This is a genomic window from Tepidiforma sp., assembly GCF_026419595.1.
Taxonomy (GTDB): Bacteria; Chloroflexota; Dehalococcoidia; order Tepidiformales; family Tepidiformaceae; genus Tepidiforma.
In genome coordinates this window covers 125,941-139,742 of record NZ_JANZZD010000003.1, presented here as the reverse complement: position 1 = coordinate 139,742, position 13,802 = coordinate 125,941, and the positions used below count along the sequence as shown (strand labels likewise).

General features: G+C 69.6%; 14 protein-coding genes and 1 other RNA gene. 7 read left to right on the top strand and 8 right to left on the bottom strand.

The window, feature by feature from the left end; translation table 11 throughout:
• Window positions 1-160: 160 nt before the first annotated feature.
• From N2041_RS03050 to ssrA, 3 genes are all read left to right on the top strand, one after another.
• Entirely contained in the window at window positions 161-1,480 is a 1,320-nt protein-coding gene (locus N2041_RS03050) for a S41 family peptidase (protein WP_297675683.1), read from the top strand.
• Between the two features lie 68 nt (window positions 1,481-1,548).
• Window positions 1,549-2,004, top strand: coding sequence for an SsrA-binding protein SmpB (gene smpB, locus N2041_RS03045; protein ID WP_297675681.1), 456 nt, complete (start codon window positions 1,549-1,551; stop codon window positions 2,002-2,004).
• 41 nt (window positions 2,005-2,045) lie between these two features.
• Window positions 2,046-2,405: a transfer-messenger RNA gene (gene ssrA / locus N2041_RS03040) on the top strand.
• A gap of 83 nt (window positions 2,406-2,488) precedes the next feature.
• Here ssrA and N2041_RS03035 read toward each other — a convergent pair.
• From N2041_RS03035 to N2041_RS03000, 8 genes are all read right to left on the bottom strand, one after another.
• Window positions 2,489-3,208: an MOSC domain-containing protein gene (locus N2041_RS03035; protein ID WP_297675679.1), complete on the bottom strand. Its 720-nt coding sequence runs from the start codon at window positions 3,206-3,208 to the stop codon at window positions 2,489-2,491.
• 36 nt (window positions 3,209-3,244) lie between these two features.
• Window positions 3,245-4,411: a (E)-4-hydroxy-3-methylbut-2-enyl-diphosphate synthase gene (gene ispG, locus N2041_RS03030; protein WP_297675677.1), complete on the bottom strand. Its 1,167-nt coding sequence runs from the start codon at window positions 4,409-4,411 to the stop codon at window positions 3,245-3,247.
• Between the two features lie 102 nt (window positions 4,412-4,513).
• Entirely contained in the window at window positions 4,514-4,960 is a 447-nt protein-coding gene (locus tag N2041_RS03025; RefSeq protein WP_297675675.1) for a hypothetical protein, read from the bottom strand.
• The gene (locus tag N2041_RS03020; RefSeq protein ID WP_297675673.1) at window positions 4,948-5,343 is read right to left on the bottom strand and encodes a hypothetical protein; all 396 of its coding nucleotides are present in this window, start codon (window positions 5,341-5,343) and stop codon (window positions 4,948-4,950) included. Before N2041_RS03020 ends, N2041_RS03025 begins: the two co-directional genes overlap by 13 nt.
• 119 nt (window positions 5,344-5,462) lie before the next feature.
• Window positions 5,463-7,844 (bottom strand): cation-translocating P-type ATPase, encoded by a 2,382-nt coding sequence (locus tag N2041_RS03015; RefSeq protein WP_297675671.1) that lies wholly within the window; start codon window positions 7,842-7,844, stop codon window positions 5,463-5,465.
• A 28-nt stretch (window positions 7,845-7,872) separates the two neighbouring features.
• Entirely contained in the window at window positions 7,873-8,082 is a 210-nt protein-coding gene (locus N2041_RS03010) for a heavy metal-associated domain-containing protein (RefSeq protein ID WP_297675669.1), read from the bottom strand.
• A 25-nt stretch (window positions 8,083-8,107) separates the two neighbouring features.
• Window positions 8,108-8,383: a metal-sensing transcriptional repressor gene (locus tag N2041_RS03005; protein WP_297675667.1), complete on the bottom strand. Its 276-nt coding sequence runs from the start codon at window positions 8,381-8,383 to the stop codon at window positions 8,108-8,110.
• Between the two features lie 58 nt (window positions 8,384-8,441).
• Complete coding sequence (locus N2041_RS03000) at window positions 8,442-9,644, bottom strand: CoA transferase (RefSeq protein WP_297675665.1); 1,203 nt, start codon at window positions 9,642-9,644, stop codon at window positions 8,442-8,444.
• Between the two features lie 76 nt (window positions 9,645-9,720).
• Here N2041_RS03000 and N2041_RS02995 point away from each other — a divergent pair, with 76 nt between their 5' ends.
• From N2041_RS02995 to glmS, 4 genes are all read left to right on the top strand, one after another.
• Window positions 9,721-10,338: a class I SAM-dependent methyltransferase gene (locus tag N2041_RS02995; protein ID WP_297675663.1), complete on the top strand. Its 618-nt coding sequence runs from the start codon at window positions 9,721-9,723 to the stop codon at window positions 10,336-10,338.
• Entirely contained in the window at window positions 10,335-11,243 is a 909-nt protein-coding gene (locus tag N2041_RS02990; protein WP_297675662.1) for a deoxyribonuclease IV, read from the top strand. The genes N2041_RS02995 and N2041_RS02990 overlap by 4 nt, the downstream gene beginning before the upstream one ends.
• Before the next feature lie 27 nt (window positions 11,244-11,270).
• The gene (locus tag N2041_RS02985) at window positions 11,271-11,576 is read left to right on the top strand and encodes a hypothetical protein (protein ID WP_297675660.1); all 306 of its coding nucleotides are present in this window, start codon (window positions 11,271-11,273) and stop codon (window positions 11,574-11,576) included.
• A gap of 380 nt (window positions 11,577-11,956) precedes the next feature.
• Window positions 11,957-13,795: a glutamine--fructose-6-phosphate transaminase (isomerizing) gene (gene glmS / locus N2041_RS02980; RefSeq protein ID WP_297675658.1), complete on the top strand. Its 1,839-nt coding sequence runs from the start codon at window positions 11,957-11,959 to the stop codon at window positions 13,793-13,795.
• The last annotated feature ends 7 nt before the right edge of the window (window positions 13,796-13,802 follow it).

The following is a 13,802-nucleotide window of genomic DNA, read 5'->3' as shown; positions in this document are numbered from 1 at the left end:
CTTCGCCACACATAACATGGATAGTGCGAAGATCGATACGAACCGGGACGGGCGCCTTCCACCCGGCCGCGTAAACCCCCGGTAATCGCCAAATTGAAGGCCCGGGAATCACGCCTGTACACTCGGGACAACCCCGCGCCCGGCCGCGCAAAGGACGCTCATGGATCTGCCACGCGACACGGCCCGCCACGGCGGCGGCGAACAGCTCGCCCGCGCAGCAGTCGCCGTTTTCCTCCTCCTCAGCATGCTCACGCTCTCCTTCGGGCTCGGCTGGGCGGTCCACGGGCTCATATCGGATGACGCGGCCCCCGCTGCCCAGCAGCCGGGCGGCAATGCTGCCGCCTCCCGCGACACCGTCGGAGCGGCCATCATCGACGAAATCGTCAACCTGCTCGAGACGCGCTACGTCGACAAGGCGGCTCTCGACCCTGAAACGCTCCGCCAGGCGGCCATCGACGGCATCATCCGCTCCCTCAACGATTCCCATACCGAATACCTCACCCCCGCCGAACTCCAGGCCGGCGCGCTGAATCTCTCCTCCAGTTATGACGGCATCGGCGCCACCGTCTCCGACCGCGGCGGCGCCATCACCATCGTCGCGCCGTTCCGCGATTCGCCCGCCGAAAAGGCCGGCATCCGCCCCGGCGACATCATCCTCGAGGTCGACGGCGTGTCGACCGAAGGCTGGACCCAGACGCAGGCCGTCCAGGTCATCCGCGGGCCGTCGGGGACCCAGGTCACGCTCAAGGTGAAGCACACCGACGGCACCATCGAAACGATCACCATCACCCGCGGCAACATCCCGCTCGAGAGCGTCTTCCTCGAGCCGAACCTCGAGGTCATCCCCGGCGAAAGTGGGACGAAGCTCGTCGACCGGAACGGCAACGAGGTCACCGACGTCGCGTACGTCGCCATCACCCAGTTCCACGACCGGACGCTCGATGAGCTCCGCACGAAGCTGAAGGACGTCGAGAGCAAAGGGTACAAAGGCCTCATCGTGGACGTCCGCGGGAACCCCGGCGGCCTGCTCCAGGCGACCGTCGATGTCGTCGACGAATTCCTGAACCAGGGCGTCATCCTGTCCGAAGTCGACGCCGACGGTCGCACGCAGAGCTGGAGCGCCCGCCGGGGAGGCATCCTGACGAACATCCCGGTCGTCATCCTGCAGGACCAGGGCAGCGCCTCCGGCGCCGAGGTCTTCGCCGCTGCGCTCCGCGACAACGGCCGGGCGACCATCATCGGCACGCGCAGCTTCGGCAAGGGCACCGTCAACCAGCTGCAGGAGCTGAAGAGCTGCGGCGACCCGAAGGGCTGCGGCGCGCTCTACATCTCCGTCGGCCGCTGGCTCACCCCGCGCGGCGACCAGATCGAGGGGCTCGGCGTGAAGCCCGATATCGAAGTCCCCATGACCTACGACGATTATGTCGCGCAGGGCGACATCCAGCTCTTCCGCGCCATCGACCTCCTGCGCGGGAACTGACCCCGCGGTACACTGGCACCACGAGCTGCGGGCCCATCCGATGGCGATGGGCCCGCTCCCTTTCCGCCATGTCCGACGCCACCATCGCCCAGAACCGCCGCGCCCGGCACGACTACGAGATCCTCGCCCGGTTCGAGGCCGGCATCGTCCTGACCGGGAGCGAAATCAAATCCGTGCGCGACCACAAGGTCCAGTTCCAGGGCGCCTACGCGCGCATCAAAGACGGCGAGGCGTGGCTCATCGGCGCCCACATCGCGCCCTATGCGAACGCCGGTTACGCCGCGCACGACCCGACCCGCGACCGCAAGCTCCTCCTCCACAAGAAGGAGATTCGCCGCATCGCCCAGATGGTCGACCAGAAGGGCCTCACCCTCATCCCGCTCTCCATGTACTTCAAGCGCGGCAAAGCGAAGGTCGAGCTCGGCGTCGGGCGCGGGAGGAAGAGTTATGACAAGCGCGAAGCCGTGAAGCAGCGCGAGCAGGAGCGCGCCGCCGCCGAAGCCCTCAAGCGCTCCGTCCGCTAGGCGCGCCGCCCCGAACGGGTGTGCTATACTCATGGCATCACGGGGACGAAAGGAATCGACAGGAAGCCAGGTAGCCGGATAGCAGGCCGAGGTTGGCTGTCACCCTCGTAAATCAGGCGGCCAAAAATAAACGGCAACACTCGCCAACTCGCTCTCGCCGCTTAGTGCGGAGCCGTCCTCCCCGGGGCCCGGCCTGGTAGCGCCGGGGTAGGGCGTCACCAAAGCCAGGCTGCCGCGGGCCGACGCCGATACCGCCCGCGAAAGATTGCTCGGCTGGCCGGGTGACGTGGGGACCACCACTGCAGTCACCCGGCGAGACCCTCATCGGTGGGAAAGCCTGTAGGACAATCCGGAGCCGACCTTCACTGGACCGGGAGTTCGACTCTCCCGCGTCTCCACCATCGACATCCGCAGGCCCGCAGATGCGGGCCTCGTTGTTGCTTCCTGTGCGCTCGAAGCCGCCCAGGGCCGCAGCCTCGGCGCCCTAGACAGGCGAAAGGGAGTCGCCGACCCGCACCTCGCCCGGGACGAGCACCGAGCAGTACACGCCGGCGCAGACCTCCCGGCTGAGCCGGCCCAGCTGCTTCAGCACCGCGGGGTTCGGTTCGCCCGTCTCGGGGTCCAGCGTGATCATCTGGCAGCGCCGGTCCGGCTCGTGGACGGCCAGCGTCGTTCCCCCGACCCGCACCTGGCTCCCCACCCATGCCAGCTCGGCGAACGGCTCATCACCGATGTCGACGACCAGGTTCATGCGGAAGCGCCGGTGGTCGGCAGGGACGCCCGCAGCTTGCGCGATGGCCCGGATGGTCGCCGTCGAAATCAGGGAAACGTACGCGACGTCCTGGCTGCCGCGGTAGTCGACGTGCAACCGCACCTGCCTGCCCGACCATGACGCGAGCAGCCCGGCGAGCTCCGGGCTCTCGAGCGGCAGGACCGAGCCGCCCGGCACGGTGACCTCGACCCTCGGCCACGGCCCGGATGGCCACTCGGCCGCACCCGCGATGACTGCGGGGGTGCACTGGAGCAGCTGCGGGCATTCGCGGCCGGTGAACCACGGAAACGGGCTGACCACGCCGTCCTGGACGAACGCGAACGCCCGGTCGAGCGGAATGCCGTGGAATCCGAGGCGCGCCCGCTCCAGCTGCTCACCGCGCATCGACTTCACGGGGTAGCGCGCAATCGCCGTCACCGTGCCCGTCGTCATCGCGCGGAGCTTACAGGAACCGGCGCCGCCGAACCATCAGGTTCTCGAGGTGGCCGCCTTCTTCTCCTCGATGAGACGGTCGAGCTCTTCCTTCAGGCGGTCGAGGACCGTGTCGTAGGGGAACGCGCCCAGCTCCTGCTCGCCCTTCTTCAGGTTGACGAACGTCGGCGCGCACCAGAGGCCGAGGTCCGCGTCGTCGGTCTCGCCCGGGCCGTTCACCCGGCAGCCCATCACCGCGATGGTGATGTCGTACTCCTTCGCGTAGGCGGTCATCTCCTTCACTTTGAAAGCGAGGTCGACGAACGCCTCGTTCTCCACGCGGCTGCAGCTCGGGCAGCTGATGATGTTCAGCCCGCCCTCGAGGAATTGCGGAACCGACCGGAATCGGCCGGCCTCGACATCAGCGATGATCTGCCGCCCGACCTCCACTTCGCGCCACTTCTCCGCGAACGGCAGCGTCAGCGACACCCGGATCGTGTCCCCGATGCCGCGCGACAGGAGCTGCTCAAACGCGATGCGCGTCTTGATCGCGCCGTCCGGCAGCATCCCCGCCTCCGTCACGCCGAGGTGGAGCGGCACCTCAGGACGAATCGCCGCGAACCGCACGTTCGCCTCGATGACCTTCCGGGGGTCGGAATCCTTCAGCGAGACGACGTACCGGTCGAACCCCAGGTCGTCGAGGATGCCGCAGTGCTCGAGCGCGCTCTCGACCATCGCCGTGACGCCCTCGAGGCCCGGCGGGTCCGCGCCTTCGAACTTCGCGTCCATCTCCGGGTCGACCGAGCCGCAGTTCACACCGACCCGCACGGCAAGGTCGTGGCGGGCCGCCGTCTCGGCGATGAACGCCACCTTCTCCCGGACGGTCTTCTGCTTTTCGTGGTGGTGGAGGTGGCCCGGGTTGTACCGCACCTTGTTGACGTGCGGCGCGACCTGCGTGATGAGCCGGTAGGTCTCCTGCAGGTCGACGACGAGGTTCGCCTCCGGCACCCGGGCGCGAATTTCAGCGAGAGCAGCGACGTCCTTCGCGCTGTCGACCGCGATGCGGACCAGGCCGGCGCCCGCTTCGTGCAGCATCTTCGCCTGTGCTGCCGTCGCCTCGATGTCCGTCGTCCGCGTGGCGCACATCGACTGGACGACGATCGGGTTCCCCCCGCCGATGATGACCGTACCGGCCCGGACCGGCCGGGTGTTCGCACGCTTCATGTCCTCAGTCTATCAGCGGGCCAGTGAACGCGGCGTGAGCGGAGCAGGCCGCCGTGCGTCGGCACCCGGCGGCGGCCCGCCCCGCTCGCGGTCGCGCCCCGGCTAGGGCTGCGCGGGCGCCGACCCGATCGCCCAGCCGGTCGCGACGTTCCGCGCGTAGGTCGCATGGCAGGCGCGGTAGACCTCGAAGACGGAGGCCGCCTGCTCGCGGGATGGCACCCCGCCAAAGGTGTAGCGCAGCTGGTTGTCTTCCCACCAGGTATCGGAGACCCAAATGCCCTGGTCGGTCAGGCACTTCCGCTCGGCCTCGATGGCGGCGACGTACTCCTCCCGCGCCACCTCGAGGTCCGCGAGGGCGCCCTGCTGCTCCGCAGGCGCTCCCTCGAGCACCCAGTGCCGTTCGCCAGCAGGAATCACGGCGGCATCGGTCGCGCGGCCGTCGGCGGTCGACAGGGTCCCGGCGGCGAAGGCCATCGCGAGAGCAGCCAGTCCGGAAACGGCGATGGTCATGATGCTCCGGTCGGCGAAGCACCGCGTCAGGGAATCCATGTGTACTCCTCCTGTCCCCACCCGTAACCGGCAACGCCGATCTGGTGGCGGGTGAACGCCTCGCTGATCGCGAGGCCTGTGCTGTCGCTCACGTATGTCGAGCCGTACTTGTACGAGTTCGCGTACCAGTTCCCGCCATACTGGTAGCTCAACTGGACGGTCGTCACCACCGCGCAGGACGACGCAGCCGTACTTGCGACAGCGCCAACGCCCTGCCAGTTGGTCGTCCCAGACCAGGGGCAGTTCCACGAGTCAGTGTTGACCGTCATGGCCGCTGCCAGGCCAGTAAGTCCCAGCCCGGCGACGGCGGCGAGAAGGGCGGCGGTCAGTCGAGAGCGCTGGACGTGTGTCTGTCTGTCTGTCTGTCTGCCTGGGTCATTCACGGAAATCGTGCTCCTTTCCGCGAACCGTGCCGTGTCCGCAGCCGGATGTTACCGGACAGACGATTCATCACGTCAATAGCATTTGCGATGATTTTACAATCGGCTCCCCGCGCCGGGCCTCACTGGTGCGGGCTGGCGTGGCTTTCCGAACCGGTCCCGGCGTTGCCGAACCAGCCCCGGTCGATGCCGGTGAACACGACGAGCGGCACGATGAGGAGGACGAAGGCCGCGGCTATCGCGATGACCGGCCCGCGGCTCGCGCGGAGCACGCCCTCGACGGGCGCGGTGTACTCGTTCCCGGCGGCGCGCGCGAGCGCCCGGGCCTTCGTCCGCAGCCGCAGGCTGTTGGCCATCACGCTCACCGAGCTGAGCGCCATCGCTGCGCCCGCGAAGAGGGGATTGAGCAGCCCGAGCGCCGCGACCGGCAGCGCCACGACGTTGTAGCCGAAAGCCCAGGCAAGGTTCTGCTTGATCGTCGTCAGCGTCTGCCGCGAGAGGGCGATCGCTTCCGCGATCTTCGCCACGTCGCCGTGCAGCAGCGTGACGTCGCCGGTTTCGATGGCGACATCGGTCCCGTTGCTCATCGCAATCCCGACGTCGGCCTGCGCCAGCGCCGGCGCGTCGTTGATGCCGTCGCCCGCCATCGCCACCGCGAGCCCCTGCGCCTGCAGCTCGCGGACGTACGCGAGCTTCTCCTCCGGCCGCATCCCGGCCCGGAATTCGCGGATGCCCACCTGCGCCGCCACCGCTGCCGCGGCGCGCTCATTGTCGCCCGTCAGCATCACCACCCGGAGGCCGAGCCGATGGAGGGCCGCGACGGCGCGCGCTGCGTTCGGCTTCACCTCGTCGAAGAGACCGAGCAGGCCCGCCACTGTTCCATCGACCGCGACGACCGCGACCGTCCGGCCCTGCGACTCGAGGGTGGCGATCGCCTCGCTCAGCGAGTCCAGCGCGAACCCGAGTTCCTCGAACATCGCCCGGTTGCCCACCTGCACCAGGCGGCCCTCGACCATCGCCTGCACGCCCCGCGCCGTCAGGGCTTCGAACTGCGTTGCCGCCGGCGGTTCGATGCCGGCGTCGGCGGCCGCATCGACCACCGCGCGGCTCAGCGGGTGCTCGCTCGGCGACTCTGCCGCGGCCGCCAGCCGCAGCAGTTCGTCGCGCGGAAGCGTCCCGACCGGCACGACGTCCGCGACCACCGGGCGCCCGGCGGTGAGCGTCCCCGTCTTGTCGAGCACGACGACATCGAGCTTCCGCGTCCGCTCGAGCACGCCCGCGTTCCGGATGAGGATGCCGCGGCTGGCGCCGAGGCCCGTACCGACCATGATCGCCGTCGGCGTCGCGAGGCCGAGCGCGCACGGGCAGGCGATGACGAGGACGGCAACGGCCGCCGTCATCCCCTGCTGCCAGTCGCCTGCCGCCCAGCCCCAGGCGAGGAACGTCGTCAGCGCGATCACGATGACGACCGGCACGAACACCGCGGCGACGCGGTCGACCAGCCGCTCGACCGGCGCCTTCGAGCCCTGCGCCTCTTCGACGAGCCGCACCATCCGCTGCAGCGCGGCGTCGGCGCCGACCGCCGTCGCTTCGATGACCATCATGCCGTTCCGGTTGAGCGAGCCGCCGATGACCGCGTCGCCCGGCTTCCGCTCCACGGGGACGGACTCACCGGTCAGCATCGACTCGTCGACCGTGCTCGCGCCGTCGACCACCACGCCGTCGACCGGCACCCGCTGCCCGGGGCGGACCACGATGCGGTCGCCGACCCGGACCTGCTCGACCGGCAGCTCGACTTCCGCGCCGTCGCGGAGCACGGTGGCGGTCGCAGGCGCCTGCGCCAGCAGCGCCCGGATCGCCTGCGAGGCGGCCCCCTTCGAGGTCTCCTCGAAGTACTTCCCCATCGAGATGAACAGCAGCACCGCCACGCTCACGTCGAAGTACATGTGCGTGTCGTGCCGGCCGGTGACCACCACCCAGGCGCTGTAGAGGTAGGCGACCGACGTGCCGAGGGCCACCAGCACGTCCATGTTCGGGTTGAGCTGGCGGAGGCTCGCCCACGCGCCGCGGTAGAACCGCCAGCCGAGGCCGACCTGGACCGGCGTCGCGAGCGCGAGCACCACCCACCCGTGCAGCGCGGGGCTGCCGAAGAGATGGAGCCCGGCGATGTCCATCGCCATGGCCAGGAGGACCGCGGGGACGGCGAACACCGATGCGGCGAGCAGGCGAACGAGGCTGGCGCGCGCCTCTTCCGAGAGGTCGCGCCGCTCCCCGGCGGTCACGGGCGCCGCGCGGTAGCCGGCCTTCTCGACGGCGGCGATCAGGTCCTCGACCGGGACCGGGCCGCCGAGCGTCACCCGCGCCGTCTCCGCCGCGAAGTTCACGCTCGCCGTTTCGACGCCCTCGACTTTACTCAGCGCCCGTTCGACGCGGCGTACGCATGACGCGCACGTCATGCCGCTCACGCTTAGCGTGACGGCTCGTTCCTCCGTGCCAGTTGCCATGGCCGGGCCTCCTGCCGCGCTCAGCCCGTCAGCGGGCCGCGGCTTCGTACCCCTCTTCTTTGACGGCTTCGATGAGCTTCGCGGTGTCGAGCCCCTCGCCCGTCACCTTCGCCGACTTCTCGGCGAGGCTGACGACCGCGTCACTCACGCCGGGGACGGCCTTCAGCGCCGCCGTCACAGCGTTCACGCAGTGGTCGCACGTCATCCCGGTGATGCTGAGTTCGATGACCTGGGCCATGATGACGCTCCTTATGTCGTGATGGTCAGGGTTCGCTGGGCCCCTGGGTCCGGTACAGCCGCTGCAGTTCGGCGATTGCCTTCTCCTCCTCGCCGCCCTTGATCATCTCGAGCACGTGCGTCTTCAGGTGCCCGTCGAGCACGAGCGCATCGAGGCTGCGGAGCGCGCGCTGGATCGAAAGCGAGAGGTCGAGGATGTCCATGCAATAGCGGTCCTCCTCGAGCTGCTTCTCGAGCGCGGCGACCTGCCCGGCGATGATCTTGATGCGGCGCAGCGCCTGCCGTCGGACTTCCGGGGTCATCGAACCTCCAATAGGGTACCCCCCTATCCTCAGGGACCGGGGGACGGATGTCAACCGGTCAGCCGCGCGACCCGATGGCGCCGGCGCTCCGCAGCCGCTCGACCTCGTCCCAGCCGAACCCGAACTCGAGCAGCACCTCCTCGGTGTGCTCATCGAATTCCGGCGCGCCCCGGCGAATCGACCCGGGCGTGGCGCCCAGCTGAACCGCCGGCCCGACCATCTTGCGGCGCTCCCCGGAACGGTGCTCGTACTCCGCGATGTAGCCATTCGCCACCACCTGCGGGTCGCGAATCAGCTGGGCGTAGTCCTGCACCGGGGCGACTGGCAGCCCCTGCCCGCAGAGGTATTCCACCCACTCCCACTGGTCCCGCCCGGCGAAGATGCGGTCCAGCTCGGCGATGAGCTCCGCCCGGTGCTCCATGTGGGCCGGGAGCGCGTTGAATCGGGGGTCGTCGCGCAGGTCAGGCCGGCCCAGCGCCTCGCACAGCGGAACCCACCAGCGGCTCAGCTGGGCCATGCTCAGCGCGATCCAGCCGCCGTCGCGGCAGCAGTAGACGTTCCAGAGCGGCGCGGCGTCCTCCCGGGCCCGCCGCGGCGGCACCTGCCCGGTGAAGAGCGTCCCCGTGATGTTGAACGACTGGAGCATCACCTGCCCGCCGAGCAGCGACGCTTCCACGTGCTGCCCTTCGCCGGTCCGCGCCCGGTGGATGAGCGCCAGCAGGATGCCATAGCTGAGCGATATCGCGCCGACCTGGTCCGCCATCCCGCCGAACGAAAACACCGGCGGCTGGTCGGGCGGCCCCTGCATCATCATCGTTCCGCCGCGCGCCTGCCCGAGGATGTCCATCGCCGGCCACCGGGCGTGCGGCCCCTTCGAACCGTACCCGCTGGCCGTCGCGTAGATGATCGCCGGGTTGCGCGCCCGGAGGTCCTCGTAGCCGAGCCCGAGCCGCTCCATCACGCCCTGCCGCATGTTCTGCACGAAGACGTCCGCCCGCTCCGCCAGCCGCAGCACGGTCTCCCGGCCCTCCGGGTGCTTCAGGTCGACGACGATGCCCCGCTTGTTCCGGTTATGGCTTTCGAAGTAGGCCTCGCTCAGGCCGCGCCCGGGATCCGGCGCATCCGGGCCTTCGATCTTGATGACGTCGGCGCCGAAGTCGGCGAGCATCGCCGTCGCATAGGTTCCCTGCTGCCAGATAGTGCAATCGAGGACGACCAGTCCCGAGAGCGGCAGCCCGGTGTGCGGCGCGTTCGGAAACATCCCTGCCCCCTCCCCGGTTGCGCGGGATCTTGGTGAGGCCGCACCATCCTGTCAACGAACCCGAGGACCGCCACCGATGCCGTCATCCGCCGGACACCGCCGCTTCGCCGCCGCCTGGGACTGGCTCTCCCGCCACGAAAGCGCCCGCGAGCGCCGCCTGCGTGCCCGCCTCGCCGGCCAGGCGACCGGCCGCGTGCTCGAAATCGGCTACGGCGTCGGCTCCAACTGGCCGCACCTGCCGGCCGACGTGGATTATGTCGGCATCGAACCCGACCCCTACATGCGCGAGCGCGCCGAACATCACCGCCCGGCGGGCCGCGAGCTCGACCTCCGCGACGGCGACGCCCAGGCGCTCGACTTCCCCGATGCGAGCTTCGACACGGTCATCGGCACCCTCGTGCTCTGCACCATCCCCGACCCGGCCGCTGCCCTGCGGGAGATTCGCCGCGTGCTCAGGCCCGGCGGTCGCTTCGTCTTCTGGGAGCACGTCAACGCCCGCGGCCGGGCCGGCCGCGCGGTCCTCGGCGCCATCACGCCGCTCTGGTCCCGCGTCGGCGGCGGCTGCCACCCCAACCGCGACACGCTCGAGGCCATCGAGGCCGCGGGTTTCGCGGTCGATGACCTGCGGGTCGGCAAGATCGGGCCGCTGCCCGCCATCTCCGGCATTGCCCGCGCGGCGGAGGCCGCCCCGTGAGAATCGGCGCGCACGTCTCCAGCGCTGGCGGGCCGCACCTCGTCTTCGAACGCGCGCGCGCCATCGGCGCCGAGGCAGTCCAGCTCTTCATCAGCGCCCCCCAGCAGTGGAAGCTCCCGGCCCTCACCGACGAGCAAATCGCCCGCTTCAACCGCGTCCGGGAGGCCGCCGCCATGCCGGTCTTCTTCCACGGCGTCTACCTGATGAACTTCGGCAGCCAGGACCCGGCCATCCTCGAAAAATCACAGGCTTCGCTCCTCGCCTACCACCGGTACGCGGGCCGGATGGGCATCATCGGCACCATCTTCCACGTCGGAAGCCACCTCGGCGCCGGCTTCGACCGGGCGATGATCGAGCGCATCGCCGGGATGCTGACCGCCGTCCTCGAGGACGACCCCGCCAACCCGGCGCTCCTCATCCTCGAGAACAACGCCGGCCAGGGGAACTGCATCGGCGGCAAATTCGCGGAACTTGGCGCCATCGTCCGGGCGATGGGCAGCCCCCCGCGTGTCGGCGTCTGCATCGACACCTGCCACGCCTATGCGATGGGCTACGACATCGCCACGCCCTCCGGTCTCGAAGCCGCCCTCGAAGAATTCGACCGCGAGCTCGGGCTCAGCCGCCTCGTCGCGGTGCACGCGAACGACACGAAGCTGCCGATCGGCACCTTCCGTGACCGCCACGAGAACATCGGCGAAGGCCACCTCGGGCTGGCGGGCTTCCGCACCATCATCGGCCATCCCGCCTTCGCCGAGGTCCCGTTCCTGCTCGAAGTGCCGGGCTTCGAAGGCGAGGGGCCCGACCGGAAGAACGTGCAGCGCCTCAAACGCCTTCGCTCTGAGGCCGGCCTCGCTGCGCCGAAGCTCCCGCCGCTTGACCGTATCCGGCGGGCCGCCGAAGCCTAACGAAAACCGAAAACGAGGACGTGCGCCGTGCCGCTCACCGGGCGTCTCCAGGGTCAGCTGTTCACCGAGTGCGCCGAATGGGTCTGGGAGCAGCTCCAGGACGAGGGCATCCAGCTCCAGGGCGAACTCATCGAACTCATCCTCGAAACCGAGCGCGAACTCGGCCTCCACACCGCGCCGCTCGACGTCATCGCCAGCGCGCTCGCGGAGGAGTTCGACCGCCGCGGCATCGTCGCGCGGCCTTACCCCGTCGATGCCCGCGTCATCCGCGCGGTCCTCGAATGGGAGGATGACTTCCTCGGGTTCGCCGGCATCCCCCGCGCCGAAAGTTGACGGGCCGCCCGCTTCACCGGACACTCGACCCGACCCCCGCGACAGGAGGTGCACGGGAAACCGAAACACCAGGTTCGTCCTTGGCACGCAGGGAGCAGCAAACCAGAAGCGCCAGGTCCGCGCGCCACGCGCGGATGACGAGGCGGGGGCAGTATCGAACCATTCGGCGGATGGCCCCCCGGCTGCACAGCCGCAGGCGACGCACAAACCACGCCGGGCAACCGGGTGACAAAAGCGCGCCCCGTGCACGGGTTCCCCACCCGTTCTCCCTTGCTCCAGTCTGACTCCACCGCTCGACCGCACCGCTCCGCCGGTGCCGAAAGCCGGTGCTGCGTGCCCCCTGCGGCAGGGATGCCTGCCGGGAAGGAGCATCGTTCACCATGTGCGGCATCATCGGGTACGCCGGGCACCGGCCCGCTGTGCCCATCCTCCTCCGGGCGCTCAAAGACCTCGAGTACCGGGGGTACGATTCGGCCGGTATCGCCGTCCTCGACGGCAACAGCCTCGCGATCACCAAGAAGCAGGGCAAAATCGCCAACCTCGAACAGGCGCTCGGCCCCGCGCCGGCGGGGACCGTCGGCATCGGCCATACTCGCTGGGCCACTCACGGCCGGCCGAGCGACCAGAACGCGCACCCCCACGCCTCCTGCGACGGGCGGGTCGTCGTCATCCACAACGGCATCGTCGAAAACTACGCGTCGCTGCGTGAGGAGCTCGCCGCGCGCGGCCACACCTTCCGCAGCGAAACCGATACCGAAACCGTCGCCCACCTCATCGAAGAGGAAGTCCGCGCCGGCGCCGACATCTTCGAAGCGCTCCGGCGCGCCGCCGGCAGGGTCGAAGGCTCGCAGGCGATCGTCGCCATGAGCCTCGACGAGCCGGGCACCCTCGCCGCGGCCCGCCTCGGCAACGCCGGCGGCGTCGTCATCGGCTTCGGCCCGGACGAAACGGTCGTCGCAAGCGACCTCGCAGCCGTCCTCCCCATCACGCAGGAGGTCGCATTCCTCGCCGACGGCCAGGTCGCGCGCATCACGGCGGCAGGCGCCGAAGCGAAGACCGTCACCGGCGACCCGGTCGCCCTCCAGCGGAAGCGCATCCCGATCGACCCGGTGACCGCGCTCAAAGGCCAGTACCCCCACTTCATGCTCAAGGAAATTCACGAGCAGCCCGAGGCCATCGCAGACACCATTTGGAGCCTCGCAACCCTCGACCCGCCCGCGCTCTACTTCGACGACCTCGGCCCTGCGGCCGAGCGGCTCGCGAGCATCGAACGCGTCGTTCTCATCGGCATGGGGACGAGCCTCCACGCGGCGATGATCGGCCAACGCTACATCGAAGCGTTCGCCCGTGTCCCCGCGTGGTCCGATAACGCCTCAGAATTCCGCTACCGCGACCCGGTGCTCGATGACCGCACGCTCGTCATCAGCGTCTCCCAGTCCGGCGAAACCGTGGATGTGCTCGAGGCGATGGCCGTCGCCCGCCAGGCCGGTGCCCTCCAAATCACCATCTGCAACACCGAGGGCGCCCAAACGACCCGCGTCGCCGACGGGACGGTCTACACCCGCGCCGGGCTCGAACGGGGCGTCGCGAGCACGAAGTGCTTCACCGCTGCGGTCGTCGCCCTCTACCTCCTCGCGCTCCGCATCGCCCAGGCGAAAGGCCGGCTCAGCCAGGGTGACCTCGCGGCGCACCTCGCCGAGCTCGCGCACCTGCCGCGGGCGGTGGCCGGCATCATCGCGCAGCGCGATGCCTTCCGGAAAACCGCGCTCCGCCACGCGCAGGCCCAGCACGTCCTGTTCCTCGGCCGCGGCCTCGCGTTTCCCGTGGCGATGGAAGGCGCACTGAAGCTCAAGGAGGTGTCCTACATCCACGCCGAGGGGTACGCCGCGGGCGAGATGAAGCACGGCCCCATCGCGCTCATCGAACCCGCGTTCCCCACCATCGCCATCGCGACGCGTCACGCCTTGCGCGCGAAGATGGTCTCCAACATCGAGCAAATCCAGGCGCGCGGCGGCCCCGTCACCGGCATCGTGACCGAAGGCGACGCCGAGCTTGCGTCGCTCTGTGATGCCGTCATTGCCGTTCCCGCGGTTTCGTCGTGGCTGGAGCCCGTGGCCGCCGTGATCCCGCTCCAGCTCCTCGCCTACGATGTGGCGGTGCACCGCGGCTGCGACGTCGACCAGCCGCGGAACCTCGCCAAGACGGTGACGGTCGAATGAGCGGCCG

Coding starts and splice junctions, on each gene's coding strand:
- N2041_RS03050 (WP_297675683.1), top strand. CDS start 161: ATGGATCTGCCACGCGACACGGCCCGCCACGGCGGCGGCGAACAGCTC.
- smpB (WP_297675681.1), top strand. CDS start 1,549: ATGTCCGACGCCACCATCGCCCAGAACCGCCGCGCCCGGCACGACTAC.
- N2041_RS03035 (WP_297675679.1), bottom strand. CDS start 3,208: ATGACGACGGGCACGGTGACGGCGATTGCGCGCTACCCCGTGAAGTCG.
- ispG (WP_297675677.1), bottom strand. CDS start 4,411: ATGAAGCGTGCGAACACCCGGCCGGTCCGGGCCGGTACGGTCATCATC.
- N2041_RS03025 (WP_297675675.1), bottom strand. CDS start 4,960: ATGGATTCCCTGACGCGGTGCTTCGCCGACCGGAGCATCATGACCATC.
- N2041_RS03015 (WP_297675671.1), bottom strand. CDS start 7,844: ATGGCAACTGGCACGGAGGAACGAGCCGTCACGCTAAGCGTGAGCGGC.
- N2041_RS03010 (WP_297675669.1), bottom strand. CDS start 8,082: ATGGCCCAGGTCATCGAACTCAGCATCACCGGGATGACGTGCGACCAC.
- N2041_RS03005 (WP_297675667.1), bottom strand. CDS start 8,383: ATGACCCCGGAAGTCCGACGGCAGGCGCTGCGCCGCATCAAGATCATC.
- N2041_RS03000 (WP_297675665.1), bottom strand. CDS start 9,644: ATGTTTCCGAACGCGCCGCACACCGGGCTGCCGCTCTCGGGACTGGTC.
- N2041_RS02995 (WP_297675663.1), top strand. CDS start 9,721: ATGCCGTCATCCGCCGGACACCGCCGCTTCGCCGCCGCCTGGGACTGG.
- glmS (WP_297675658.1), top strand. CDS start 11,957: ATGTGCGGCATCATCGGGTACGCCGGGCACCGGCCCGCTGTGCCCATC.